We start from the raw sequence: 25,319 nt of genomic DNA on the forward strand, positions 1-25,319 counted from the left end.
GGGTCCTCATCGTGTCTGCACCCCGATGTGTCCTGCGATCGGCAACCGCACCACCATGGTGAGTCCGCCGCCGGGGGTGTCGTCGGCCTCGATGCTGCCACCCATCCCCTCGGTGAAGCCCCGAGCCAGCGCCAGCCCGAGCCCCAGTCCGGTGTCGTTGTCCGTGTCGCCGAGCCGCTGGAACGGCTGGAACACGTCGTTCCGCTGCGCCTCCGGGATCCCGGGCCCGTGGTCGACCACGCGGAGCTCGACCGCCCCGTCGAACGCGCTCGCCGCGACCCGCACGCTCGTCCCCGACGGGGTGAACCGCACCGCGTTCGCGAGCAGGTTCACGAGGACGCGCTGCAGCAGCACCGGGTCGGCCAGCACCTGCGGCAGTTCGGCGGGCAGGTCGAGGTCGACGTCGTCCGGCCCGAGCTCCAGCTCGTCGAGCGCCGGCGCGACCACGGTCTCCAACGGGAGGGCGACGGGGGTCGACGCGACCACCCCCGCCTGCACACGACTGACGTCCAGCAGGTCGCCGAGCAGCACCGCGAGACGGCCGAGGCTCTCGTCGGCGGTCGCGAGCAGGGCCTCCCGGTCGGTGTCGGACAGGGCGATGTCGCTGGCACGGAGGGTCTGCACGGCCGCCGATGCGGCCGCGATCGGCCGTCGGACGTCGTGGCCGACGGCTGCGAGGATCGCGCTCCGCACGCGGTCCGCCGCGGCGATCCGTTCCGCGTCGACCGCGGCGCGGGTCAGGTCGCGGTGCTCGACGGCCGCGTCGATCTGCTGTTCCACGACCCGGAGCAACCGGCGCTGGGTCGGGTCGTCCGGTGCGCCGGCGAACTCCAGGACCGCTCCGGACGGGAGGCTCGTGGTGGCGTCCGGCGCCGCACCGAACGCTCCGGACGTGGCCGGCACCAGGTCCCCCTGCCGGACCCGCAGACCGGTGAAGCCGAACGCCTCACGCGTCCGGTCGACCAGCGCCTGCAGGGCGTCGTCACCTCGGAGGACGCTGCCGGCGATCCCGATGAGCAGCCCGGACTCGGCGGCCGCGCGCCGGGCGGCACGCGACCGACGGGCCGAGCGGTCCACGACGAAGCTCACGAGCACCGCACTGATGACGTACATCACGAGGGCGACCAGGTGCCAGGGCTGCTGGACCGTGACGCGGTGCAGCGGCTGCACGAAGAAGAAGTCGAGGCTCAGCCCGGACAGCACGGCCGCGAAGACCGCCGGCCACATCCCGCCGACGAGGGCGACGACGAGGACGAGGAGCTGGTAGGCGAGGACGTCCACCGTGATGGCGTCCGGGGTGTCCCCGATCGAGAGCAGCAGCGTCAGCAGGGGCCCGGCGACGAGCGCGAGGACGAACGCGGCGGTGATCCGGCCACGCGACAGGCTCCCGCCGAGCCGGGGCAGGGCGAACCCGCCGCCTGCTCGCTCGTGGGTGACCACGTGCACGTCGATGTCGCCGGACTCGCGGACGACGGTGTTGCCGATGCCCGGGCCGGTCAGGGCCGCGGCCGCACGGCTCCGACGACTCACGCCGACGACGATCTGCGTCGCGTCGATCGACCGCGCGAACCGCACCAGGGTGCTCGGGACGTCGTCACCGACCACCTGGTGGTACGTCCCACCGAGCTGCTCGAGGAGCGCCCGCTGCGCGCCGAGCGCACCCGGGTGCCGCTCGCGGAGGCCGTCGTTCGTCGTGACGTGCACCGCCGCGAGTTCGCCGCCGGACGACCGCGCCGCGATCCGGGCACCGCGGCGGAGGAGCGTCTCCCCCTCCGGCCCACCGGTGAGTGCGACGAGCACACGCTCCCGCGCCTCCCACCGGTGCTCGATGCCGTGCTCGGCGCGGTAGCGCTTCAGGGCGTCGTCGACCTCGTCGGCGAGCCAGAGCAGGGCGATCTCGCGGAGCGCGGTGAGGTTGCCGAGGCGGAAGTAGTTCGACAATGCCGCGTCGATCCGGGCCGCCGGGTACACGAGCCCGTCGGAGAGCCGCTCGCGGAGGGCCTGCGGCGACAGGTCGACCACCTCGATCTGGTCGGCGCCACGGACCACGGCGTCCGGCACGGTCTCGCGCTGGACGGTGCCGGTGATCTCGCGGACGACGTCGCCGAGGGACTGCATGTGCTGGATGTTCACCGTCGAGATCACGTCGATCCCCGCGGCGAGCAGCGCCTCCACGTCCTGCCACCGCTTCTCGTGCGGGCCGCCGGGGGCGTTCGTGTGGGCGAGCTCGTCGACCAGGGCGACCTCGGGGTGCCGCGCGAGGACGGCGTCGAGGTCCAGGTCGTCGAGCTCGACCCCGCGGTGGGTCTCGGTGCGGCGGGCCACGGTCTCGAGGCCGTCCACGAGTGCGGCGGTGGCCGCGCGGCCGTGGGTCTCGACGACGGCGACGACCACGTCGCGGCCCTCGTCGCGGAGTCGGCGCCCCTCTTCGAGCATGGTGAAGGTCTTCCCGACGCCGGGTGCGGCACCGAGCAGCACCCGCAGCTTCCCTCGCTTCACGCGCTCATCCTCTCGCTTCTCCGGTGGTCGTGCCGGCGCTCGGGTCGCGCGGCGCCGCTCCGCTCGCGTGGCGCGGCGCCGCCCCCTGCGCTGCCCGCGCCGCCGCGCCCGGTTCCGATCGGCGGCGCACAACCGATTCCCGCTCGAACCACGGTCGTCCGTGGTTCGAGCGGGTTTCGGTTGTGCCGCGCCCAACCGCACCGCGGCCAACCGCACCGCGCCCAACCGCACCGCGGCAGGTTGCTCGGCTCCGTCACGCCGACAACGACGCGACGGCCAGGTTCAGCGACAGGACGTTCACCGCCGGAGCGCCGAGGACGCCGAGCTGGCGACCCTCGGTGTGCGACTCGACGAGCGCGCGCACGACGGACGACGACAGCCCGCGCGCCGATGCCACGCGGGACACCTGCTCGAGCGCGTACTCCGGGCTGATGTCCGGGTCGAGACCGGAGCCCGAAGCCGTCACCGCATCCGCGGGCACGTCGGCAGCCGGGACCCCGTCGGCCGCGGCGATCGCAGCCTTCCGGGCCTCGATCGCCTTCGTCAGGTCGGGGTTCGACGGGCCGAGGTTCGACCCCGACGAGGCGTTCGCGTCGTAGCCGTCCTCGCCCGCGGCGGACGGCCGGGACTGGAACCACCGGTCCGCCTGCTCGCCGGCGAAGGACTGCCCGATGAGCGAGGACCCGACGGGCTTGCCGTCCCGGGACACGATCGAGCCGTTCGCCTGGTCGTGGAACGCCGCCTGGCCGACGCCCCAGACGGCGACCGGGTACGCGATGCCGAGCACCACCGTCGCCAGGAGCATGAGCCGGATCGCGACGCCGGTGGAGCGGATGAAGGAACGAGAGCTGGTTGCCATGAGTCAGAACCCCGGGATGAGACCGACCACGAGGTCGATCAGTTTGATGCCGATGAAGGGGACGATCACGCCGCCGAGCCCGTAGACGAGCAGGTTGCGGCCGAGGATCGACGACGCCGACGCTGCGCGGTACCTGACGCCGCGCAGCGAGAGCGGGATGAGCGCCACGATGACGAGCGCGTTGAACACGACGGCCGACAGGATCGCGGACGACGGGCTGTGCAGGCCCATGACGTTGAGCGCGGCGAGGCCGGGGAACGCCAGCTGGAACATCGCCGGGATGATCGCGAAGTACTTCGCGACGTCGTTGGCGATCGAGAACGTGGTGAGTGCCCCGCGGGTGATGAGCAGCTGCTTCCCGATCCGGACGATGTCGATGAGCTTGGTCGGGTCGGAGTCGAGGTCGACCATGTTCCCGGCCTCCTTCGCCGCGGTCGTCCCGGTGTTCATCGCGACGCCGACGTCCGCCTGCGCCAGGGCGGGGGCGTCGTTCGTGCCGTCACCGGTCATCGCGACGAGGTTCCCGCCCTCCTGTTCCCGGCGGATGAGCGCGAGCTTGTCCTCCGGGGTGGCCTCGGCGAGGAAGTCGTCGACGCCGGCCTCCGCGGCGATCGCCTTCGCGGTGCGCGGGTTGTCACCGGTGATCATCACGGTCCGGATGCCCATGCTGCGGAGCTCGTCGAACCGCTCGGACAGGCCGTCCTTGACGACGTCCTTGAGGTGCACGACCCCGAGCAGCGCGACCTCGCCGGAGGGGGCCCGTCGACCGACGACGAGGGGTGTGCCGCCCTGGTCCGAGATCTCGGCGACCGATGCGTCGATCGCCGCGACCAAACCTGCATCGGGGGTGTCAGCCCATGCGAGCACTGCGGCTGCGGCACCCTTCCGGACCGATGACCCGTCGGGCAGGTCCATCCCCGACATCCGCGTCTGCGCGGTGAACGGCACCTCGACGGCACCGTCCGGCGCAGCCACGGCGACCCCGGCGTCCGCCGCGAGCGCGACGATCGAGCGACCTTCGGGGGTCCCGTCCGCGGCACTCGACAGTGCCGCGGCCGCCATCAGCTCCGGTTCGGAGACCCCGGGCACGGGCACCACACGGGATGCCCGTCGGTTGCCGTACGTGATGGTCCCGGTCTTGTCGAGGAGCAGCGTGGTGATGTCCCCGGCGGCCTCGACCGCACGACCGGACATCGCGAGGACGTTCCGCTGCACGAGGCGGTCCATCCCGGCGATGCCGATCGCCGACAGCAGGGCGCCGATGGTCGTCGGGATGAGGCAGACGAGGAGGGCGATGAGGACGGTGATGCTGACCGTCGCGCCGACCATCCCGGCGATCGGCTGCATCGTGAGACAGACGATCACGAAGACGATCGACAGCGACGCGAGCAGGATGTTCAGCGCGATCTCGTTCGGCGTCTTCTGCCGTGCAGCGCCCTCGACGAGGCGGATCATCCGGTCGATGAAGGTCTCGCCCGGTGTCGAGGTGATGCGCACGATGATCCGGTCGGACAGCACGCGGGTGCCACCGGTGACCGCACTCCGGTCACCGCCCGACTCGCGGATCACCGGCGCGGACTCACCCGTCACGGCGGACTCGTCGACCGAGGCGATCCCGTCGATCACGTCGCCGTCGCCCGGGATCACCTCACCGGCGACCACGACCACCACGTCGCCCTTCGCGAGGTCGACGGACGCGATGTCCTCGGTCGCGTTCGCCGTGGCGGCCGGGTCGGCTGCGTCGTACCCGAGCACCCGTCGGGCGCTGGTCGTCGACCGGGTCTTCCGGAGCGTGTCCGCCTGGGCCTTGCCGCGGCCCTCGGCGACGGACTCCGCCAGGTTGGCGAAGACGACGGTCAGCCAGAGCCAGACCGCGATCGCGATGGTGAACGCCGAGGCGTCGACGAACGCGGCGGCCGTGGTCAGGGCTGCGCCCACCTCGACCAGGAACATGACCGGGTTCCGCCACATCAGTCGCGGATCGAGTTTCCGCAGTGCGCCCGGGAGGCCCGCCACCAGTTGACGGGGCCCGAAGGCGGACGAGCGGGTGGTCGGCTCCACCGCGGTGCGCGGTTCCGACTCGGAGGTCACGGTGGTCATGACAGTCCTTCTGCGAGGGGACCCAGTGCGAGCACCGGGAAGTAGGTGAGTGCGGTGACGATGACGGCGACACCGGCGAGGAGTCCGACGAAGAGCGGCCGGTGCGTGGGCAGCGTGCCGACGGTCGCGGGGACCCGGTCCTGCACCGCGAGTGACCCGGCGAGCGCCAGGACGAACGCGATCGGCACGAAGCGGCCGAGCAGCATCGCGATGCCGAGCGCCGTGTTCATCCAGGTCGTGTTCGCGGTGAGGCCGCCGAACGCCGACCCGTTGTTGTTGCCGGCGCTGGTGAACGCGTAGAGCAGTTCGGACAGGCCGTGGTTGCCGGGGTTGAACACCGAGGTGCCGAGCACCTGCTCCCGGACGCCCGGGATGGCGAGGGACAACGCGGTCCCGAGCAGCACGACGGTGGGCGTCACGAGGATGTACAGCGCCGCGAAGGTCATCTCCCGCGCCCGGATCTTCTTGCCGAGGTACTCCGGCGTCCGGCCGACCAGCAGCCCGCCGATGAACACCGTGATCACGGCGAGGACGAGCATGCCGTAGAGACCGGACCCGACGCCGCCGGGGGTGACCTCGCCGAGCATCATGTTCAGGAGCGCCATCATCCCGCCGATCGGCGTGAAGCTGTCGAACATCCCGTTCACCGCACCCGTGGAGGTGGCGGTCGACGTGGTGCCGAACAGGGTGGTGCCGAGGATGCCGAAGCGGACCTCCTTGCCCTCCATCGCGGCACCGGCGGCGTGCGTGGCCGCGCCGCCGCCGGCGAGTTCGGCGATCGACATCGCGGCGAGGGACACGAGGAAGATCGCGCCCATCACGGCGAGGATCGCGTACCCCTGACGACGGTCGCCCACCATCCGGCCGAACGTGCGCGGCAGTGAGAACGGGATCGCGAGCATGAGGAAGACCTCGACGATGTTGGTCCACGCCGACGGGTTCTCGAACGGGTGCGCCGAGTTCGCGTTGAAGTAGCCACCGCCGTTCGTGCCGAGGAGCTTGATCGCCTCCTGCGACGCCACGAACCCGTCCGGGATGTGCTGCGTCCCGCCGGCCAGCGTCGCGACGTCGGTGCCGCTCCCCCACGACTGGACGACGCCGCCCGCGACGAGCACGATGGCGAAGACGAAGGACAGCGGCAGGAGCAGCCGGCCCGTGCCCCGGACGACGTCGACCCAGACGTTGCCGATCGTCGACGAGCGGCGCCGGGCGAACCCGCGGACCAGGGCGACGGCGACGGCGAGCCCGACGGCGGCGGAGAGGAAGTTCTGCACCGCGAGGCCGGCGAGCTGTACCGAGTACCCGACCGTGGCCTCGGGCGAGTACGACTGCCAGTTGGTGTTCGCCACGAAGGACGCCGCCGTGTTGAACGCGAGCGACCATCCGACGTCCGGCAGCCCGAGGTCCCCCGGCAGCACCGTCTGGATGCGCTGCAACAGGAACACCACGAGGAGCCCGGCCGCGCTGAACAGCAGCACCCCGCGGAGGTACGCGCCGGAGGACTGCTCCGCGTCGGGGTCGACCCCGATCAGCCGGTAGACGATCCGCTCGGCGCGGCCGTGGTGCGACGAGGTGAACACCCGCGCCATCCAGTCACCGAGCGGGCGGTGCACGACGACGAGCAGCAGGACGAGGACCGCGACCTGGGCGATGCCGGCCCAGGTCGCCGCGGCCCCCATCAGAACCGCTCCGGGCGCACGAGCGCCCAGACGAGGTAGACGACCGCGGCGACGCCGAGGACGGCGGCTGCGATGGTGATGCCGAGCACGTGGACTCCTGGAGGTTCTTCGGGTCCGCGGCAGGTGCCGTGGACGGCACCGTTCCTGGTGCCGATCCGATGGTGGATCCGGCACCGGGCCTCCAGGCCGCTCCTAACGCCCTCCTAACGCCGCCTTCCACGACGCATGCGCTCCCCTAACACTTGCCCCCGTCCCGACCCGCTGATATGTTGGCTGCAACGGTTCCCGCCAAGGCTCGACGCTCGCGTCTCCTCAAACGGGCGGGACTGCTCCGTCCTGTGCTGCTTCGGCAGCACAGGACGGATTCCTCCAACCGCTCATGTTGTTTCCTGCGCTGTAGTTGCTGCCGGCTTGCCCGAGATCGAACGAATCGACGATCTCGAAGGCGCCATCATCACGTTCACCAGCTCTCACCTCTCGCCCTGGCGCGTGACCCAGTTCCGCCGGGCGCTCCGGACAGTCGGACTCCCGCACTCCGATGGTGATGTCCACCGTGTCCATGAGTTCGACAGTGCGATCCGGTTTGCCCTGCTCATACGGATCGAGCGGATCGAACTCGCGCTTCGGGGCCAGATGGCATCGACATGTGCAACGAGGTTCGGACCGAGCTGGCACATCGACCCGCGCGCATTCCGACCAGGCGTCGACATCGAGGCGCTTCGTGCGCAGTTCACCGGCGCGCTCGACAGGAGCACAGACCCAGCCGCTCGACAGATCTGGTCGAGACGCGACCTCGATCAGATCTCGTTCGGCATGGTCTCCGAGCACCTGAGCCTCGGCGCGATCTCTCGCATCGCCGGGCTCCTCGATCCGCAGGTCTCCCGTGTTCTGGCGCAGACGTTCCAGCTCCCCGCACCGACGCTCCGCGCCACGCTGCAGCACGTCACGCACGTTCGGAACTGCTGTGCGCACCACACTCGGATCTGGGGCACACGATTCGGCGTACCGACGCCGAAGTACCGATCGCCAGCAACGCTGGTCGCACGCCTCGAGGGGGGGCAGCCGAGGTCCCCGTCCCGCTCGCTCGCGCTCATCAGCCACATGGCCGACAGCGTCTGCACCGACCCGGCACGCACGACGGCACTCGAGCTCCTCCTCGCCGATCACCGGGATCTCCTCGTCGGCCTGGGAACGACTCGGTGAGACCGTCACACGACGGCGGCCCGCAAGCGGTCCGCAACCACGGCGCAGGCATCGCGGAGCGCCGCCGGCCCGACGACCTCGAACGACGCGTCGAAGCCGGCGATCCGCGCGGCGAGCGCCGTCCACGACCAGGACCCGATCGTGAGCCGGCAGCGGTCGGCGCCGAGCTCCTCGAGCTCGGTGCCACCGTCGAGGTACGGCGCGATGGTCCGCGCGGCGACCTGCAGCTCGACGGTCCCGGTGCACGGCCACGCGTCCCGGACGTCCGAGCCCTTGAAGCGCGCGGCGACGAACGTGGCGGGGTCACCGCCGGGCACGTCACGCGGCGTGAAGCGGAGACCCGTCGGCGTCCGCGGGTGCATCCGGTCGATGCGGTAGGTCCGCCAGTCCTGCCGTTCGTCCACCCATGCGAGCAGGTACCACCGGCCGTTCCGGGCGACCACCGCGTGCGGCTCGACGCGACGCGGCGGCCGGTCGCCCGGATCGTCGCCGGCCCAGGCGGTGTCGAGGTCGAAGCGGAGCACCTGCCTGGTCCGCACGGCATCACTGACGGCGACGAGCACCTCCGGATCGACGGTCGTCGTCCCCGGCGTCGCGATGACGTCCACCGCGTCGATGCGGTGCCGGAGCCGTGCGGGCATCACCTGCCGGACCGCGGCGAGCGCCCGCGCCGCTGGTTCGGCGATGTCCGCACCCGATGCCGGGGCGACCGCCAACGCGAGGGCGATCGCGACCGCCTGCTCGTCGTCGAAGAGCAGCGGCGGGAGTTCCGCGCCGGCGGAGAGCCGGTAGCCGCCGGCCGGGCCCTTGAGCGCCTCGACCCGGTACCCCAGCTCACGGAGCCGGTCGACGTCGCGGCGGACGGTGCGGGGACTGACATCGAGGCGCTCGGCGAGGACGTCGCCCGGCCAGTCGCGACGGACCTGCAGCAGGGAGAGGAGCGCGAGCATGCGCGAGGACGGTCCGGACACGGATCCAGTATCCGTCGAGAAGCGGACATGATCTGACCGCTACCGTCGCCAGACTCGTTCCCATGACGATCACCACGACTCCCCACCTCAACTTCGACGGCAACGCCCGCGAGGCCCTCGACTTCTACGCGAAGGCCCTCGGCACCGAGCCAGCCACCATGACCTACGGCGCGATGGGCGCCACCGACGACCCCGCGTGGGCGGACCGCATCGTCTGGGGCCAGGTCCAGACGGCGAGCGGCATCCGCGTGATGGCGTTCGACGTGTGGCCCGGACAGCCCTACGACCAGGGCACGAACGCGTCCTACGTCTACCTCAGCGGCACCGACGCCGACGAGATCACGGCCGCGTGGGACGGACTCTCCGACGGGGCAGAGATCCGTCAGCCGTTCGGGCCGGCCGCGTGGTCACCGCTCGCCGGGCAGCTCCGCGACAAGTTCGGCGTGATCTGGGCACTCGACGTCGCCCCGGAGTCCACCGACCACTGACACGGGGTCACCGTGTCGGCACCCACGTCGACACGGTGACGGCGGCGGTCACCGTGGCCGGCGCGAACACCGCGTCGGGAGCGACGTGGTGGTGACTCGGCCCCATGTGCACGACGTCGTGGACGTCCTCGGCGGACAGGTCCATCGTCCACGTCAGGTCCTCCGACGACGACTGCACGAACGACGGCGTCAGGGAGTCGTGGAGCCGCCGCTCCTTCTCCGGGTCGACGCTGATCGTCGCCTCGGCGAGCTCCGCCAGGTGCCCCGCCCGCGGTGTCACGACCGCGAGCACCCCATCCTCGTGCAGCACCCGCGCGTACTCCCGCTGGTTCCGCGGGGCGAAGACGTCGAGGACGACGGCGGCAGCGCCGTCGACGATCGGCAACCGCTCCGTGACGTCACCGACCACGGCCCCGGCCCGGACGTGCACCCGAGCAGCCCGCCGGATGGCGACGGCCGACAGGTCCAACGCGACCCCGAGCCTCCCGGCCGGATCGGACGGATCGGACGGGTCGGACGGGTCGGACGCATCGAGCGCGTGTGCGAGGTAGGTCCCAGGACCGGACCCGACGTCCAGCACGACCCCCGGTGCGTCGGCGGACGAGACGACGGCGGCGAGCGCCCGCTCGACCGGCGCATAGTGCCCACGACCCAGGAACCGGATCCGCGCGTCGACCATCTCCGGGGTGTCCGCGGTCAGCGCGCGCCGCTTCGCCGGGAGGAGCGTCAGGTGCCCCTGCTTGGCCTCGTCGAACCGGTGCCCGTTCGCGCACCCGGCCTGCCCGACGCCGGTGCGACCGAGCGGCTCGCGGCACACGGGGCAGGCGAGCACGGGCAGCAGGTCGTCACGCACGCCGTCCAGCGTACGGGCGTCGGTAGCCTGGCCCGATGTCGCTCCAGCAGCTCTTCGGTCTCGACGGACGCACCGCACTCGTCACCGGCGGCAGTTCCGGCATCGGCCGTGCCATCGCGGGTGCGCTGGCGGACGCGGGAGCACGCGTCGTCATCGCTGCGCGGACCGCCGACACGATCACTGCAGCCGTCGACGAGATCCGCGCCGACGGCGGGTCGGCCGAGGGTGTCGTCGCGGACCTCGCCACCCGCGCCGGAGCCCATGCGCTCGCCGATGCCGTGGGCGACGTCGACGTCCTGGTGAACTCCGCGGGGATCAACCTCCGGCCGCCGATGCCGGACCTCGACGAGGCGACGTGGGACGCGACGATGGCGGTGAACCTCGACGCGCCGTTCGTCCTGGGGCAGCGTCTCGCCCCCGGGATGGCTCGTCGCGGGTACGGCCGTCTCATCGCGATCAGCTCCCAGCAGGCCCACCGTCCGTTCGCGGCCAGCGGCGCGTACGGGGTCTCCAAGGCCGGCCTGGAGGCTCTGGTCCGGTCCCAGGCGGAGGCCTGGTCCGCGCAGGGGGTCACCGCCAACGCCCTGGTCCCGGGGTTCGTGCAGACGCCGCTGAACCGACGGCTCAGCTCCGACCCCGCGACCGTGGAGCGGCTGGCGGCGCGGACCCTGGTCGGGCGGAACGGGCGGACGTCGGACTTCGCTGCTGCGGCGGTGTTCCTCGCCGGCCCGGGCTCGGCCTACGTCACCGGGCAGTCGATCGCGGTCGACGGCGGATTCTCCGTGCACTGACCCCGTGCTCCGCCCCCGCCGGGTCCTCGCCGTGGCGCTAGGTTCGCTGCATGGCACTCATCCACCGCGCCGAACTCCGTCCGTCCAAGGCCGAAGCGCTCGCCGCGTGGTTGCCGTCGCAGCCCTGGAGCGGCGTCGCACCCGGCGCGACCGTGGACGTCGTCGGGCGGTTCCGTTTCGACGACCCCGCGGGCGAGGTCGGTGTCGAGACGATGCTCGTCCGGGTGGGCGACGGCGCGGTGCTGCACGCGCCGTTGACCTACCGCGACGCGCCCCTCGCCGGTGCCGCGTCGTTCCTGGTGACCGAGATGGACCACTCCGTCCTCGGCCGGCGCTGGGTCTACGACGCCGCCGGGGACCCGGTGTACGCCGACGTCCTGCGGCGCACGATCGCGACCGGTGGCCACGAGGCCGAGCTCGTCGGAGCGCCGGGCCTCGACGCACCGCCGTCGCACGGCTCGGCGCGGGGCAGTGGTTCCGCCGCGTCCTCCCCCGCCGTCACGACCGTCGCCCCGACGACCGAGGGCGCGCTCACGACCATCGGCGACCTCACGATCCTGCGCGTCGTCGAGACGCCGCTGCCCGCTGGCGAGACCCTGACCGCGACGTGGGCCGACGCCGGTCCGACCGTGCTGGCCGTCCTCCGCGCCTGAGCGCCCTCCGCGCCGACCACCCGACGGGTACCGACAGGGCCTCGTTCGACCGCGTCCTGCCTGGCAGGATCGGGGACGTGAAGACACTGGAGTTGCCACAGACGGACCTCACCGCATCCGACGTCATCGTCGGGCTGATGCGGATCAACGACATGAGCGACGAGGACATCCGTTCGCTCTACACGGCCTCGCGCGACGCGGGCGTGACCATGTTCGACCACGCCGCGATCTACGGCGGCTGGCACGGCTGCGAGGAGCGCTTCGGCGCCGCGGTCACGCTGTCCGCGTCGGAGCGCGCCGACATCCAGCTGCAGACGAAGGTCGGCATCCGCCAGGGGTACTTCGACTTCTCGTACGACCACATCATGTCCTCGGTCGAGGAGTCGCTGACGGCCCTCCGCACGGACTACATCGACGTCCTGCTGCTGCACCGCCCCGACGCACTCGTCGAGCCCGAGGAAGTGGCGAAGGCGTTCGACGAACTGCACGCCGCCGGCAAGGTGCACCACTTCGGCGTCTCGAACCACACCCCCGGGCAGGTCGAGCTGCTGAAGAAGTCGGTCACGCGTCCGCTCGCGTTCAACCAGGTGCAGCTGAGCATCACGCACGCGAACGTCATCACGCAGGGCCTCGCCGCGAACATGGGCGGCCTCGACCAGTCGATCGACCGCGACAACGACATCCTCAACTACTCGCGCCTGCACGACATCACGCCGCAGGCCTGGTCACCGTTCCAGAAGGGCTTCTTCGACGGCGTCTTCCTCGGCGACCGCGAGCACTACGCCGAACTGAACGACGTGCTCGAGGAGCTGGCGTCGGCGCACGGGGTCACCCCGACGGGCATCGCCGTGGCGTGGATCACCCGGCACCCCGCGCACTTCCAGGTCGTCCTCGGCACGACGAACCCGCAGCGTGTGCGGGACTCGGCCGCCGGCTCGGACGTCGTGCTCACGCGCGAGGAGTGGTACCGCGTCCTGACGGCCGCGGGACACACCGTCCCCTGACCCGCTGCTGGCCGGGCAGGGTCGCTCCGGCGGCCCTGCCCGGTCAGTTCTCGGAGTCCAGCTCGCTGCGGGAGCAGCCGAACGCCTCGATCACCTCGTCCAGTTCGGTTCGTCTGCCATCGTCGGCCGCGAAGCGCAGGGCGACGAGAGCAACGTCGAGTGCGACCATGAGGTCGTTGCCCGTGTCCGTCACCATGCGAGACTCGTTGCCTTTCGGGCCGTGAAATGTCACACTGTCTGGAGTCGCCCCATCGCGGTGGGAGCGGAAGTGGTCCCTGGGAGATCCTGCGGTATAGCGGGGCCCGGGGATTCGCGCTTTCACCGGCGTTCCACGTGCGTGACGAGCTTCGTGCCCACGACGGCCCGGTACCGTTCCACGCATCGTCGGTCGGCGGCGATGATGCCGCACATCGCGTCGGCAGCCCAGAGCAGCGGCTCGGCCGCCCCGGGAATGTGCTCCACGCGGATGCCCGTGAGCAATCGACGCGCGCGAAGCGCGTCCAGGTGCTGACGGTCGAGCCGATCGGCGGGCCCGCGCGATTCCAGGACGACCCGGTCGACACCGACCGTCGTCAGTTCGAGGAGCAGGCGCTCGAACGCGATGCGGCGTCGGCGTTCGCTGCGCGCCAGCAGATCGAGAATGGCAACGAGGCCGATGGACGACACGGGTTCGGCCGAGATCTCCTCGACGACGCGATCGCGGTGCCGGGAGTCACTCTCGGTCCAGTGCAGCTTCTTCGCCGACCTGGGCTTGAGCGCGAGCAGGACGTCGCGGAGGCCATCCTGCGCTTCGTCCGGCACGAGCACGGCAGCGAGGATGTACGCGCCGGGATCTCGCGCGTCACCTGGTTCGGATTCGTCGACGTACGCCGTCGGTGTCATTCTGGAACACTACCGGTCACTGATCCTCCCCTGCCGTTGTTGCCCGGCGGGTCAGCGGCTCGAGACGTAGTGGTTCGTGACCTGGGTCTGCGACAGCACGGTGCTGTACACCGCGGCGTAGCGCATCGAGCCGGTGAAGGAGTAGTTGTTCGCCGTGCCCGGCCACCCGGTCGTGGTGTCGTACCCGACCCGCCAGTACCCGGTGGCGTTCTCCGGCAGCGTGTACGCGGTGTTCGACGCGACCAGGACACCGTCGGCGTAGAGCCGCATCCCGGTGGCCGCGGACATCGTCGACACGACGTGGTGCCAGGCGCCGTCGTTGTACGACGCCGGTGAGGTCACGACCTGCACGGCGTTGTTGTACGCGCCGAACACGAGCTGGCCGCTGGTGTTCAGGTAGATCTGCCGGTCGTGCTGGCCGGACACCGCGACCTGGTTGCTGCCGAAGCCGATGAGGAGCCCGCCGGCGACGGTCGTCTTGAACCAGACCTCCTCGCTGAAGGTCGTCGGGTTCTTGACCGCGGTGGGCGTGGAGACGAACGACGTGCTGCCGTTGAGGACGTACGAGCTCCCCGGGTCGCGCGGGCACGCGTTCGGGCTCGGCGTCGCGGCGGTCATCGTGCCCTGGTAGGTGCCGTTCGCACCCTTGCCCGACCAGTCGACGGCGGTCTTCGCGCCCGTCGCCTCGCCGAGCTTGTAGGCGAAGACCGCTCCGGTCAGGTCGTCGTCGATCGCACCCGAGCAGGTGAAGTCCTTCGCGGTGCCAGCGGTGTTGCTGCTGTCGGTGACCTTCGCGCTGAAGGCCGAGCGGGTCGGCGCGAACTGGGCGAGCAGCACGACGGCGACGAGGGCCAGCACGAGGACCAGCGCGACGACCTTGCCGTCGCGGAGCCGGACGCCCCTCACGAGGGCCGCACCGTGTGGACGCGGCCGACCGCGAGGCACAGCACGAGGGGGATCAGGCATGCGGCGATGAGCAGCGCCCACCCGAGCGGGTCGAGGTCGATGTTCGACGTGAGCTGGTACTGGCCGTTCCGGGTGAGCTCGTGGACAACCACGCGGCCGACCTCACCGTCGACCAGGTGGACGCTGTTCCCACCGTGCGCGTCGACCCGCACCGGGAACATGCCGGAGGAGATGATCGTCGCCTCGACGGAGTGCGGGTGCGCGGTGTTCGTGATGGTCGTCACGTTCACGAACGGCTTGAGCACGAACGCCGCGTACGAGACCGTGAGCGCCGATCCGGCGATGCGGAGCGAGCTCCGGGTGACCCGGTCGCTGAAGGGACTCGTCAGCACCCAGATCAGGAGGGTGCCGATGAGCAGCAACGGGGCCGCCCGGAAGAGCCAGCCGAGGTGCGGGACGAGCAGGGCCGGTGCCCCGACGAGGTTCTCCTGCGTCAGCGTCCACGGGTCGGTCGCGCCGTTCACGTCGCCGCGGGTGTGGATCCCACCGTCGGCGTCGATGCTGATGACCCGGTGCGTGTACGTGGTGTCGGGGGCCTCGCTGACCCGGAACGAGACGATGTCGCCCACCTGGAGCGACGACGCCTGGACGGGGAGGTCGAGGACGAGCGTGCCGACCGGAGCCGCCTCACCCATGGACGGCGTCTCGACGACGAACATCCGGCCACCGCTGGTGAGGAACAGGGCGGCGGCAGCGAGGAGCACCGCTGCGACGACGGCGACCGACCAGGCGAGGGTGACCTCGAACCGGCTGGCGGTCGGGGCGCCGAGGAGCGGGCGGGAGAGGGTGCCGGTCAGTGGGACGGCCGAGGTCTGGCTCATGGTCGTCCCTCCGGTTCGGATCGAGGTCGTGCGGGTGGGGTGGTGGTACTGGTGCTGGTGTCCCAGCGAGGAGGTGACACCTCGGCCGGCTCGGGCTCGGTCGAGGTGTCACCCGGGGGTGGAGCAGATCAGGCCGTGAAGGTCCAGGTCATCGGGACCGAGGCGGCGAGGCCCTGGTAGGTGTTGCCGGCCGAGGAGTCCAGCGTGACCGCGAAGTTGAACGGGACGCTCACACCGGCAGCCGGAGCGGCGGGCATCGTGAAGGCCGATGCTGCGGCGCCCTTGAAGCTGGCGAGCGTGCCGGAGAACACGGTGGTCGACCCGGAGGTGATGACCAGGTTCATCTTCGCGCAGAGGTCGGTCGCGGTGCCGTTCGCCGAGCCGTTGTTCGACTGGGTGCAGGTCGCACCCGGGGTGAGCGTGAAGGTGCTCGCAGCGGCGGTGCCGGTGTTCTTGATGCTGATCGCCGTGTTGACCGTGTTGCCCGGCGTCATCGTCGTGCTGCCACCGAACTTGTTGATCGTGGCGCAGGTCGCGGAGTTCGTCGAGACCGAGCCGCCGTCGGTGCTGAGGCAGGTCACCGATGCGTTGGCGTTCTGCTCCTGCATGACGAGCGTGCCGCTGGCGGCGGTGTTGCTGCTGTTGGTGATGCTCGCCGCGAACCCGGAGAGGGTGCCGGTGAGGGAGAGGGAGAGCAGGACGGCGGCGAAGATGCCCGCGATGAGCGCAACAGGCGCAAAGCGGAGGCGCTTCACCGGGGAGATGCGGTGCGGGTTCGACACGGGGTACCTCGATGATCAGGAGTGGATGGGGCGCCACCGGGATGGCGTTTCTTGCTTGATCATCAAGATAGCCAGTCATTCACATAACTGGAAGCGCAGCCATTGCCCCAGAGCGGGGGGCAGCCAGCGACCACGCCGGGAGTCCGTGCCATCCTTGCGACGGAACACGACAGGGAGAGGACCCGGTGGCAGGGACAGCAGAGGGTGACGCGGCGGAGCTGCTCGGGGCGCTCGACGCCGTCATCCGCGCGGAGCGGGGCCTCGCCGGGCAGCTCAGTGACCGCGCGGGGATCCACGAGACCGGCCTCCGCGCGCTCGCACAGATCAGCGACACCGGGTACGCGACGGCGACGGAGCTCTCCGGCTACCTCAGCCTGACGTCGGGCGCGGTGACGAACCTGGTCGACCGGCTCGCCGCCGCCGGCCTGGTCGAGCGTCGCCCGAACCCCTCGGACCGCCGGGGGTCCCTGATCCTGCTCAGCCCGGCGGGTGAAGCCGTGATCGCCGACGCGCGGGAGCGGTACGCCACGGTCCTGCGGGCCGTCCACGCCGCCACCGGGGTCGACCTGACGAGCGTGCTGAACGATGTCGCGACCGGGCTCCTCCAGCAGGGTGCTGCGATGGAGTCCGAAGAGGACGCCGCGGGGAACGCCTGAGCGCTACTCCGGGTTGCTCGGCGACGGGCTCGAGATCGGCGCGAGGAACAGCGACGGTGCCGCCGGGTCGGCAGCAGCGCCGCTGACCACCTCGACCGCGATGTCCAGGCCGCGTGCCGGGTCCTGATCGAGTTCGAGGCCGTTCTCGGCCACCTGGTCCTCGGGGATCGCGCGGCCCTGCGACGGATCGAACGCGCTGCTCATCGACATGGGACGAGCATGCCCGCCGTCGATGAGCAGCGCCTATGAATCACCCCTGTCGGACGCGATGAGTTCGAGCTGCGTGAGCGCCACGGCGGACGTCGGGGTGAAGTCGAACGTGTCACCGCCCCCGGAGATCCGGAACACCCGCGTCTGCCCGGCCCACTCGAACACCGCGTCGGCGACCGTGACCACCGTCGATCCGAGCGCGACCTGCCACGAGTACGCCCCGGGCGCGGCGGCCGTCACCGTGTACAGCGAGGCCGACGCGATCGCGACCGGGAACGAGACCGTCGACCCCGCAGCGAGCGCCGCCACGGTCCGGCCGGTGTCGTCTGCCAGCGGCGACGCCCCCACGGGGAGCACGTCGGTCGGGGTGTCCCGGTACCCGTGCACGTCCGAGGCCGAGACCGGCCGCGTGTCCGCTGCCCAGCCGGTGGGGGTCTCGGAGAGCTCGATGACGATCGTCGCCGCGCCGGCGACGACCGCGTGCGGGATGCTGATGGAGTTCCAGGGCGACCCGTCGACGGTGACGGAGGCGACGAACCGACCGGCGCCGGCGGTCTCGATGATGGTGGGCGAGCCTCCCGTCGGGCGCAGCACCACGCGACGGACCGACGGCGGCACGATCACGTAGGAACCACTGGCCGGTGCCAGCGGGTACAGGCCGATCGTCGCGAAGACGTACCAGGCGCTCATCTCGCCGTTGTCCTCGTCACCGGGGTAGCCCTGGCCGAGGTCCGACCCGACGAACAGGCGGTCGACGGATTCGCGGACGATCCGGTGTGCGTCGTCGTGGCGTCCGGTGAACATCGGGAAGAACGGGATGTGGTGCGCGGGCTGGTTCGAGAGCCCGAGCATGCCCATCCGCACGTCGCGGGCCTCGGTCATCTCGTGGATCGGGAAGCCGTAGTGTCCGGCACGGTCGGTCGCGCCGGTCTCCCGGGCGGCGAAGAACCGGTCGATCGCGGCGTCGAACCCGGTCGGCCCGCCGTGCAGGTCGACGATGCCGACGCCGTCGTGCGGCGCGGTGAACATCGTCCCCCAGGCGTTCGTCTCGGTGTAGTCACCGCCCCACTGGTCGGGGTCGTAGCCCTCGCCCTCGCGCCACCGCCCGTCAGGGGTCCGCCCGATGAAGAACCCGCGGCGCCGGTCGAACACGTTCCGGTACTGCAGGGACCGGCGGGCGAACCACTCGGCCTCGGCCGCGTACCGCTCGCGTTCCGTCGCGTCGGTGGTGCGGTCCGCCAGGGCGGTGGCCATCACCGAGAGGCTCCAGTCGTTGATCGCGGCGTCCAGGGTCCAGGACATCCCCTCGGCGGTGTCGGTGTCGACGTGGCCGCGGAAGGCGCCCGGGAGGCTCCCCTTGCGGCCGACACGCTCGTCCCGCGGCGGGACGGTCGCGTTCTTCACCGCGCTCCGGTACGCCTGCTCCAGGTCGAACCCGTCCACGCCCTTCGACAGGAGGTCGCCGAACACCGTGTCGCTCGTGGTGCCCGTCATGCAGTCCTCGGCGCCGGGGGCGCTCCAGCGGGGGGTCCACCCGCCGTCGGAGAAGTGCTGGACGAAGCCCTGCGCGAGCTCGGCAGCGGTGTCCGGGGTGAGCAGTCCGAGGAGCGGCCACGCGGTGCGGTACGTGTCCCAGAACCCGTTCGTGGTCGTCATCGCCCCGTCGACCACCTCGGGACCGGGCTCGTCGCGGATCGGCTCCGCGAGGACGTCGCCGTACGGGGAGCGGTAGTGCGGCGTGCCGGTGAGCGCGGCCTCGCCGGCACGGTTCGGGTAGAGGAACAGGCGGTACAGGTCCGAGTAGATCGAGGTCAGCTGGTCCTCGGTCGCACCCTCGACCTCGAGCGTCGCGAGCTCGGCGGTCCAGAGCTCCTCGGCGCGGGCGCGCATGGCGTCGAAGGAGCCGGCGGCGTCGAGGTTCGCCCGGGCGTCCGCGAAGGAGACCGTCGAGATCCCGAGGAGCACGTCCGTGTCCCCCGCGACCGCGAACCACCCGCGGAGTTCCCCGTCCGCGGACGTCGTGTGGTCCTCGGTCACCCCGGGGACCCGCAGGTGCACGAAGTGCGGCGGCGTGCCGGGGCGGTCGTCGAGGTGCGCCTCCACCACCGCGGTGCCGTCCTCGATGCGCACGGTCGCGTCGAGGACCCGGCCGTGGTGGTCGAGGACGACGCTGCGGATGCCGGTGAACCGGAAGCCGAGGGCGAACTCCCCCGCGGTCATCTCCGCCGTGACGCCGTGCTCGAGCGCCACCCGGTAGCGGTGCGGGCCGTCGAGTTCCTCGTCGTGGTCGAACGCCAGCGCCCGGGCCACCCGGTCCGGGTCCGGCGACGCGAGCGGGGACGGCATCACCTGGAACACCCCGCGGTCCCCCATCCACGGCGACGGGATGTGGCTGGTCGCGAAGGCCTGGATCGCGGGCCGGTTGTCACGCGGACGGTTGTGCTCCTGGTACGCGTACGGCCACCGGTTGCTCGCGGCGTCGGTCATCGGCAGGCCGAACACGCCGCCGTGCGGGAGTCCGACGAGGGGCGCGTTGTTGCCGCGGGAGAACCGGGAGGACGCCTGGGTGCCGCGGGTGGTCCGCACGTGGTCCAGCGGGCGGGTCGCTGCGGGCCGCCGGGACGGTGCGATCCGGACGTCGTCGAGCCAGCCGCGGAGGGCCGTCAGGGTGCCCATGTCGTCGGCGGCGGCCGGCGTGGCGGAGCCGAGCCGGGCCTCCAGGCGGTCGACGACCCGACCCGCGAACGGCGCGAGGTCGACCTCACGCCGGTTCCACTGGTCCACCCACTGCTTGCGCGCGGCGTCCTGGGCGGCGGGGGTCAGCGCGTCGCCGTAGTGGTCGGTGGCGGAGTCGCTCAGCCGGGAGCCGTCGGTGAACAGCACGTCGAGGGTGAAGGCCGTGGCGTCCCAGAAGTGGTCGAGGTCCGCGACGTCCGGCTCGGTCCGGCCCGCCGGCAGGGTGCGCTCCGCGAACCAGACCCAGGACAGCCGGTCCCCCGACTCGATCGTCCGTCCCGAGAAGCCGGGAACGCTCGCGTCGACGGTGCCGGTGCCCTCCGGTCGTTCGACGAGGTACCCCTCGAGGGACGTGAAGCCGACATGGTTCCTGGCGGCGACGGCCGTCGTCGGGCCACCGCTCCGTTGCAGTTCTCGCACGCCCCCACCCTATTTGCTCCAACGGATGGACGAAACCCCGTGCTCGTCGGGACGTCGCCGACCGGGCGCTCGATCGAGTGCGCAGCAATGGGCCCCCACTGCTGCACCAGCCGCCGTTCGTGCGCAGTCGATCACCGTCGACGACGACCCGTTCCTCGTCCCGTCCGCCGGGTCGGGTCAGCCCTGGTTGTGACCCGGGGCGTTCTCCGAGTTGCCGGGACCCGTGTCCGCGGAGGTCGTGTCGGCGGAGGTCGAGTCGGCAGCGCCCGTGCCGGACGACGAGGTGTCCGCCGCACCGCTGTCGAGCGGTGTCTGGACCGGCAGCGTCGGCTCGACCGAGGGTTCCGGACCGTTCGACGGCTCCGCGGGCTGGGACGGCGCGGGCTCGACGGTCTGCGAGGGCTGCGGCGCGGTCGTCTGCGACGGCTGGGTGGGCTCGGACGGCTCGTCCTGGGGCTGTGAGGGCTCGTCGCTCGGCTGCTCGTCGACCGGCGCGGACGGCGAGGTCGAGCTCGACTCGGTCGGAGCCGGGGTCCCGCCGCCGTTGCCGAGCGCGAGCACCGCGACGACGATCCCGGCGAGCACGAGCACACCGACGATCACGAGCGTGATCACCAGGCCGCGCCGACGCTTCTTCGCAGGTGGCGCGTCCGACACCGGCGACGCGGCGACCGGGCCACCTCCGCCGCCGGTCGGCTCGCCGGTTCCGCGCTGGGTCCCCAGGATCGTGGTCGCCTGGTCGTCCGATCCGGAGGCCTGACTCGCCGGCATCACGCGGGTCGCGTCGTCATCGGGTCCGCGCACGGGCATCGCGCGCGTCGCCTCGTCGGCCTGCGCCGATCCCGGGGCGCCGAGCACGGCGGTGGCACCTGCGGCCCCGGCGGCCGCAGCCGCCGCGGTGAGCGTGCCGGGGCCTCCTGGCAGGAGCTGCGTCGCGGGCGCACCGTCGTCGTACGCCAGCGCGCGGAGTCGTTCGGCCGCTTCCGTGGCCGACGGCCGCTCGGCGGGGTCGGTCGCCGTCATCACGTGCAGGAGCACGCGCCAGGCCGTCGGCAGTGCCGGGTCGATCTCCGGCGAGCGGGTGAGCCGTGCGGTCGCGGACTCGACCGCGCTGCCGGGGAACGGCATCCGGCCGGTCAGGCACTCGAGGAGCACGAGACCGAGCGAGTACACGTCGGACTTCCCGCTGATGCCCTGCGCGGTGACCTGCTCCGGGGCGAGGTACGCGGCGGTCCCCATCACGGTGCCGGTCCCCGTGACCCGGGCGGCGTCGCGGAGGAGCGCGATCCCGAAGTCCGCGAGCTTCACGTGCGAGCCGTCCGCCTCGAGCAGGACGTTCGCCGGCTTCACGTCGCGGTGCACGATGCCCTGCGCGTGCACGGCGGCGAGGCCGTCCGCGACCTGCGCACCGACCCGAGCCGTGGTCGAGCGGTCGAGCGGTCCTTCACGGAGGCGGGTGGCGAGGTCACTGCCCGGGACGAGTTCCATCACGAGGTACGAGTCACCGTCGGCGTCGTCGAGCGCGGCGTCGTAGAGCGTCACGAGCGCCGGGCTGCGGAGGCCGGCGAGGACCTGGATCTCCGCCTCGGCGCGGGCGCGTTCCCCGTGGTCCACCGCCCCCATGCGGAACACCTTGACCGCGACCTCCCGCCCGAGTTGCTCGTCGACCGCGCGGTACACGGACGCCATGCCCCCGTGTCCGAGCGTTCCCGTGACGCGGTACCTGCCGCCGAAGACCCGTTCTTCCATGCCCGGCAACCTACCGGCACGACCTGACGGCCCCCGCGTGGACGGGGCGGCTCCGGTGTCCCCGGAGCCGCCCCGCGGACCTACAGCAGCTGCAGGACCGCGCCCGCGAGGGTCACGATCGCCGTCACGAGCCCGAGGACCTCGAGCACGAGGACGGACGTCCTGCGGCTGCCGCACCGATGCCGGTGTTTCGCCATCGTCGGCCTCCCTTCCCAGGGCAGGAGACCGTGGTCCGAGCTCCCCTTCCGATGGTCCGGAGGGTCGCGTAGACTCGATCACCGTAGGCGGTTCGAGTTACTACGCAACTCAGACCACTGACCTCTTCACGAGGTGAGATCAGCCCCTGGTTGCCACCGGGGGCTTTTCTCGTGCTTCTTCGAGTCCGGCCGGGCTTCGCCTGGAGTCCCGGCCGACGTATCGATCCTTGCCTGGTCCGACCGTCGTCACGAAGGCCTGTGGATATCGCTCGCCCCGTCGCGGCGGAGGGCCGTGAGGTAGAGCCGGTGCGCCGTGATGACGAGGGCCAGCCAGGCGAGGCCGAGCGCCCACGCCGCCAGGACGTCGGTGAGCCAGTGGTGTCCGAGGAACACGCGGGAGAGCCCGACGGAGACGACGAACACGCTTCCGAGGACCACCGTCCACACCCGCGACACCCGCCGCGACTGCCGGAGGAGCAGCAGGTACACGATCGTGCCGACGATCACCGTCGCGTTCAGCGTGTGTCCCGACGGGAACGAGGGCGAGTGCTCGTACGGCGGCACCGCGTCTGCGAGCGGCGGTCGAGCGCGCCCGATGAGGTCCTTGCCCGCGACGGTCATCAGGAGCGAACCGGCACTCGCCGCGACGAGCAACACGAGGGGTGTCCAAGCGCGGCGCTGGATCGTGAAGCCGACGAGGAACCCGACGGCGACGATCGGCATCCCGACGGTGCCGGCGACGTTCGTCCACCACGTGACGACCGTGTCGAGTCCTGGCGTCCGCAACGACATGGCGAAGTCGAGGACCGGTCGGTCGAGGACCGCGACGTCGTCGGCCTCGCGCACCGCGTCGTAGACCTCGGAGGCGACCCACGTGCAGACGGCGGCGATCGCGATGCCGATCAGCAGTGTGACGAGGAGCAGCGGCAGCGCGCCGAACCGGTCACCGAGCCGCACCCACGCGGATGCCGACGCCCGGCCAGCTCGGGTCCGCCAGGTGGTCAGGTCGACGTCACCGACGGTGCGGTGGTCGCGGCGCGCTTCGTCGTCCATCCACCCAGCCTGCCCGGCGGCACCCGAACGCGAGCGCGGAGCGCGCTTCAGTCCTTCGCGCTGCCGTAGTCGTCGACGATGCCGACCGACAGCGGGAAGGTGACGGGGAAGTCCCCGAAGAGGATGCGGCCGGCATCGGCAGCAGCGGCCTCGACCTGCTCGGCGACCCAGGCGGCGTCGGCCTCCGGGGTGTGCAGGACGATCTCGTCGTGCACGAAGAACACGAGGTGCGCGCCGTCCCGCACGGGGCCCCGGTACCGTGCGGCGAGTCGGGTCCGGAGCGACGCCATCCACGACAGCGCCCACTCCGCCGCGGTGCCCTGCACCACGAAGTTCCGCGTGAACCGCCCCCAGCTCCGGGCGCGCGACTCGACGGAGCGCTGCATGGCCGGGGTGCCCTCGACGGACCAGGCGAGGTTCTTCGCCTCGAACCAGGCCTGCTCGGGGACCGGCGAGGTCCGCCCGAGTCGTGTGGTCACCGGTTCGCCGCGCTCCCCCGCCCGCGCCGCGCGCTCGACGAGGTCCAGCGCCCGCGGGAAGGCCCGGGCCAGCCGCGGGACGAGCCGGCCGCCCTCACCCTGGGTCGCGCCGTACATCGCGCCGAGCATCGCGCCCTTCGCCTGCTGCCGGGTCTCGACGGCACCGGAGGCGACGACGCCGTCGTACAGGTCGCGTCCGTTGCCGGCGGCGGCCATCGCGAGGTCGCCCGCCATCGCGGCGAGCACCCGCGGTTCGAGCTGTGCGGCATCGGCGACGACGAGCTTCCACCCGTCGTCGGCCACCACGGCGCTCCGGACGGCCTTCGGCAGCTGCATCGCGCCGCCGCCGTTCGCCGCCCACCGCCCGGTGACGACACCGCCGACGGCGTACTCCGGGTGGAACCGCCCGTCCTGCACCCACTCGTCGAGCCACGACCACCCGTTCGCGGTGAGCAGCCGGTAGAGCCGCTTGTACTCGAGCAGCGGTTCGATCGCGGGGTGCTCGAGTCGCTGCAGCTCCCACTTCCGTGTGCTGTCCACCACGAGTCCGGCGCGGCGCAGGGACCGCAGCACGTCGGCGGGCGAGTCCGGGTTCAGGGACGGGTCGTCGAGCCGGTCGCGGAGGACATCGGCGATCTCCTCGAGTCGTCGCGGGCGTACGCCGTGGGGCACCCGTGGTCCGAGCGTGTCCGCGAGCAGGCACTCGTGCACGTCGACGCGCCACGGGAGTCCGGCGAAGCGCATCTCGGCGGCGACGAGGGCTCCGGCGGACTCGGCGGCGAGCAGCAGCCGGAGCGCCCCGGGGTCGGTCGACCCGGCCACGGCAGCGAGTTGCGCACGGAGCTCGGCGACCGGTTCGGCGTCGTCGGCCGCCGGTGCCACGTCGAACAGTGCGTCGTCGAAGAGCTGCGCCTGGGTCGCACGCTGGAGGCGCTCCTGCGGTGCCGCGGCGTCCCACGACCCGGGCGGCGACGCCTGCAGGTCGGACCCACGCGCAGCCAGCGCGGAGCGGAGGATCCGGTGGCAGAGGCGCAGGTCGACGCACCGGGCGACTCGGCCGCCGGCGGCGAGCACCGCCGGGTACCAGCGCGCGGTGTCGTCCCACACCCAGCGCACGCCCGCGGACTCGCGTTCCGCGACGAAGGCCGGGAGGCTCGACTCGCGGAGGTGGACCGGCTCGTCCTCCGGGGTCCCCGCGTCGGTCAGCGGGGTCGCGAGGACGCCGCCGTCGACGCGGCTGAGGACGAGGTGCACGGAACGATCATGCC

The 25,319-nt window shown here is 71.9% G+C and carries 23 protein-coding genes; 6 read left to right on the top strand and 17 right to left on the bottom strand.

Features of this window, described 5'->3' with window-relative positions; all coding sequences use genetic code 11:
• Nucleotides 1-6 precede the first annotated feature (6 nt).
• The 5 genes from EDF24_RS01890 to kdpF form a co-directional block, all read right to left on the bottom strand.
• Entirely contained in the window at nt 7-2,499 is a 2,493-nt protein-coding gene (locus EDF24_RS01890; protein ID WP_123700931.1) for an ATP-binding protein, read from the bottom strand.
• A 253-nt stretch (nt 2,500-2,752) separates the two neighbouring features.
• The gene (gene kdpC, locus EDF24_RS01895; protein ID WP_123654907.1) at nt 2,753-3,358 is read right to left on the bottom strand and encodes a potassium-transporting ATPase subunit KdpC; all 606 of its coding nucleotides are present in this window, start codon (nt 3,356-3,358) and stop codon (nt 2,753-2,755) included.
• 3 nt (nt 3,359-3,361) lie between these two features.
• A complete protein-coding gene (kdpB, locus tag EDF24_RS01900) occupies nt 3,362-5,458 on the bottom strand; it encodes a potassium-transporting ATPase subunit KdpB (RefSeq protein WP_123700932.1) in 2,097 nt (698 codons plus the stop codon).
• Nucleotides 5,455-7,137, bottom strand: coding sequence for a potassium-transporting ATPase subunit KdpA (gene kdpA / locus EDF24_RS01905; protein WP_123700933.1), 1,683 nt, complete (start codon nt 7,135-7,137; stop codon nt 5,455-5,457). The genes kdpB and kdpA overlap by 4 nt, the downstream gene beginning before the upstream one ends.
• Nucleotides 7,137-7,226 (bottom strand): K(+)-transporting ATPase subunit F, encoded by a 90-nt coding sequence (kdpF, locus tag EDF24_RS01910; RefSeq protein ID WP_123654910.1) that lies wholly within the window; start codon nt 7,224-7,226, stop codon nt 7,137-7,139. The genes kdpA and kdpF overlap by 1 nt, the downstream gene beginning before the upstream one ends.
• Before the next feature lie 322 nt (nt 7,227-7,548).
• Between kdpF and EDF24_RS01915 the strand changes: the two genes are divergently transcribed.
• Nucleotides 7,549-8,340, top strand: coding sequence for an Abi family protein (locus EDF24_RS01915; RefSeq protein WP_165931356.1), 792 nt, complete (start codon nt 7,549-7,551; stop codon nt 8,338-8,340).
• A 5-nt stretch (nt 8,341-8,345) separates the two neighbouring features.
• Here EDF24_RS01915 and EDF24_RS01920 read toward each other — a convergent pair whose 3' ends face one another.
• A complete protein-coding gene (locus EDF24_RS01920; protein ID WP_123700935.1) occupies nt 8,346-9,311 on the bottom strand; it encodes a YafY family protein in 966 nt (321 codons plus the stop codon).
• Between the two features lie 62 nt (nt 9,312-9,373).
• Here EDF24_RS01920 and EDF24_RS01925 point away from each other — a divergent pair, with 62 nt between their 5' ends.
• Entirely contained in the window at nt 9,374-9,799 is a 426-nt protein-coding gene (locus tag EDF24_RS01925; RefSeq protein WP_123654913.1) for a VOC family protein, read from the top strand.
• 7 nt (nt 9,800-9,806) lie between these two features.
• Here the strand turns inward: EDF24_RS01925 and EDF24_RS01930 are convergent, their stop codons facing one another.
• On the bottom strand, nt 9,807-10,652 hold the full coding sequence (locus tag EDF24_RS01930) for a putative RNA methyltransferase (protein ID WP_123700936.1): 846 nt from the start codon (nt 10,650-10,652) through the stop codon (nt 9,807-9,809).
• A 35-nt stretch (nt 10,653-10,687) separates the two neighbouring features.
• On the opposite strand from EDF24_RS01930, the gene EDF24_RS01935 reads away from it, so the two are divergent.
• From EDF24_RS01935 to EDF24_RS01945, 3 genes are all read left to right on the top strand, one after another.
• Nucleotides 10,688-11,443: an SDR family NAD(P)-dependent oxidoreductase gene (locus EDF24_RS01935; RefSeq protein WP_123700937.1), complete on the top strand. Its 756-nt coding sequence runs from the start codon at nt 10,688-10,690 to the stop codon at nt 11,441-11,443.
• 50 nt (nt 11,444-11,493) lie between these two features.
• On the top strand, nt 11,494-12,096 hold the full coding sequence (locus tag EDF24_RS01940) for a CG0192-related protein (protein WP_123700938.1): 603 nt from the start codon (nt 11,494-11,496) through the stop codon (nt 12,094-12,096).
• A gap of 77 nt (nt 12,097-12,173) precedes the next feature.
• Nucleotides 12,174-13,100 (top strand): aldo/keto reductase family oxidoreductase, encoded by a 927-nt coding sequence (locus tag EDF24_RS01945; protein ID WP_123654917.1) that lies wholly within the window; start codon nt 12,174-12,176, stop codon nt 13,098-13,100.
• Nucleotides 13,101-13,143: 43 nt separating this feature from the next.
• Here the strand turns inward: EDF24_RS01945 and EDF24_RS18985 are convergent, their stop codons facing one another.
• The 5 genes from EDF24_RS18985 to EDF24_RS01965 form a co-directional block, all read right to left on the bottom strand.
• Nucleotides 13,144-13,296: a hypothetical protein gene (locus tag EDF24_RS18985; RefSeq protein WP_165931281.1), complete on the bottom strand. Its 153-nt coding sequence runs from the start codon at nt 13,294-13,296 to the stop codon at nt 13,144-13,146.
• Nucleotides 13,297-13,418: 122 nt separating this feature from the next.
• Entirely contained in the window at nt 13,419-13,907 is a 489-nt protein-coding gene (locus EDF24_RS01950) for a hypothetical protein (protein WP_148070771.1), read from the bottom strand.
• Between the two features lie 126 nt (nt 13,908-14,033).
• Nucleotides 14,034-14,888, bottom strand: a complete 855-nt coding sequence (locus EDF24_RS01955; RefSeq protein ID WP_260233328.1) for a LamG domain-containing protein — start codon at nt 14,886-14,888, stop codon at nt 14,034-14,036.
• Nucleotides 14,885-15,769, bottom strand: coding sequence for a S26 family signal peptidase (locus tag EDF24_RS01960; RefSeq protein WP_123654920.1), 885 nt, complete (start codon nt 15,767-15,769; stop codon nt 14,885-14,887). The genes EDF24_RS01955 and EDF24_RS01960 overlap by 4 nt, the downstream gene beginning before the upstream one ends.
• A gap of 128 nt (nt 15,770-15,897) precedes the next feature.
• A complete protein-coding gene (locus tag EDF24_RS01965) occupies nt 15,898-16,551 on the bottom strand; it encodes a hypothetical protein (protein ID WP_123654921.1) in 654 nt (217 codons plus the stop codon).
• A 185-nt stretch (nt 16,552-16,736) separates the two neighbouring features.
• Here EDF24_RS01965 and EDF24_RS01970 point away from each other — a divergent pair, with 185 nt between their 5' ends.
• A complete protein-coding gene (locus tag EDF24_RS01970; protein ID WP_165931355.1) occupies nt 16,737-17,207 on the top strand; it encodes a MarR family winged helix-turn-helix transcriptional regulator in 471 nt (156 codons plus the stop codon).
• Nucleotides 17,208-17,210: 3 nt separating this feature from the next.
• On the opposite strand, the gene EDF24_RS01975 is transcribed toward EDF24_RS01970, so the two are convergent.
• The 5 genes from EDF24_RS01975 to EDF24_RS01995 all read right to left on the bottom strand — a co-directional run bounded on the left by EDF24_RS01975 (nt 17,211) and on the right by EDF24_RS01995 (nt 25,305).
• The gene (locus EDF24_RS01975; RefSeq protein ID WP_123700940.1) at nt 17,211-17,417 is read right to left on the bottom strand and encodes a hypothetical protein; all 207 of its coding nucleotides are present in this window, start codon (nt 17,415-17,417) and stop codon (nt 17,211-17,213) included.
• 33 nt (nt 17,418-17,450) lie between these two features.
• Nucleotides 17,451-20,573, bottom strand: coding sequence for a GH92 family glycosyl hydrolase (locus EDF24_RS01980; RefSeq protein WP_260233329.1), 3,123 nt, complete (start codon nt 20,571-20,573; stop codon nt 17,451-17,453).
• 177 nt (nt 20,574-20,750) lie between these two features.
• Nucleotides 20,751-22,322, bottom strand: coding sequence for a serine/threonine-protein kinase (locus EDF24_RS01985; RefSeq protein WP_123654924.1), 1,572 nt, complete (start codon nt 22,320-22,322; stop codon nt 20,751-20,753).
• Nucleotides 22,323-22,765: 443 nt separating this feature from the next.
• Nucleotides 22,766-23,572, bottom strand: a complete 807-nt coding sequence (locus EDF24_RS01990) for a phosphatase PAP2 family protein (RefSeq protein ID WP_123700941.1) — start codon at nt 23,570-23,572, stop codon at nt 22,766-22,768.
• 47 nt (nt 23,573-23,619) lie between these two features.
• Complete coding sequence (locus tag EDF24_RS01995) at nt 23,620-25,305, bottom strand: bifunctional 3'-5' exonuclease/DNA polymerase (RefSeq protein ID WP_123700942.1); 1,686 nt, start codon at nt 25,303-25,305, stop codon at nt 23,620-23,622.
• Nucleotides 25,306-25,319: the final 14 nt, after the last annotated feature.

It is taken from the genome of Curtobacterium sp. PhB130, from assembly GCF_003755165.1.
Taxonomy (GTDB): domain Bacteria; phylum Actinomycetota; class Actinomycetes; order Actinomycetales; family Microbacteriaceae; genus Curtobacterium.

Coding starts and splice junctions, on each gene's coding strand:
- EDF24_RS01925 (WP_123654913.1), top strand. CDS start 9,374: ATGACGATCACCACGACTCCCCACCTCAACTTCGACGGCAACGCCCGC.
- EDF24_RS01940 (WP_123700938.1), top strand. CDS start 11,494: ATGGCACTCATCCACCGCGCCGAACTCCGTCCGTCCAAGGCCGAAGCG.
- EDF24_RS18985 (WP_165931281.1), bottom strand. CDS start 13,296: ATGGTGACGGACACGGGCAACGACCTCATGGTCGCACTCGACGTTGCT.
- EDF24_RS01960 (WP_123654920.1), bottom strand. CDS start 15,769: ATGAGCCAGACCTCGGCCGTCCCACTGACCGGCACCCTCTCCCGCCCG.
- kdpA (WP_123700933.1), bottom strand. CDS start 7,137: ATGGGGGCCGCGGCGACCTGGGCCGGCATCGCCCAGGTCGCGGTCCTC.
- EDF24_RS01990 (WP_123700941.1), bottom strand. CDS start 23,572: ATGGACGACGAAGCGCGCCGCGACCACCGCACCGTCGGTGACGTCGAC.
- EDF24_RS01975 (WP_123700940.1), bottom strand. CDS start 17,417: ATGTCGATGAGCAGCGCGTTCGATCCGTCGCAGGGCCGCGCGATCCCC.
- EDF24_RS01985 (WP_123654924.1), bottom strand. CDS start 22,322: ATGGAAGAACGGGTCTTCGGCGGCAGGTACCGCGTCACGGGAACGCTC.
- kdpB (WP_123700932.1), bottom strand. CDS start 5,458: ATGACCACCGTGACCTCCGAGTCGGAACCGCGCACCGCGGTGGAGCCG.
- EDF24_RS01935 (WP_123700937.1), top strand. CDS start 10,688: ATGTCGCTCCAGCAGCTCTTCGGTCTCGACGGACGCACCGCACTCGTC.
- kdpC (WP_123654907.1), bottom strand. CDS start 3,358: ATGGCAACCAGCTCTCGTTCCTTCATCCGCTCCACCGGCGTCGCGATC.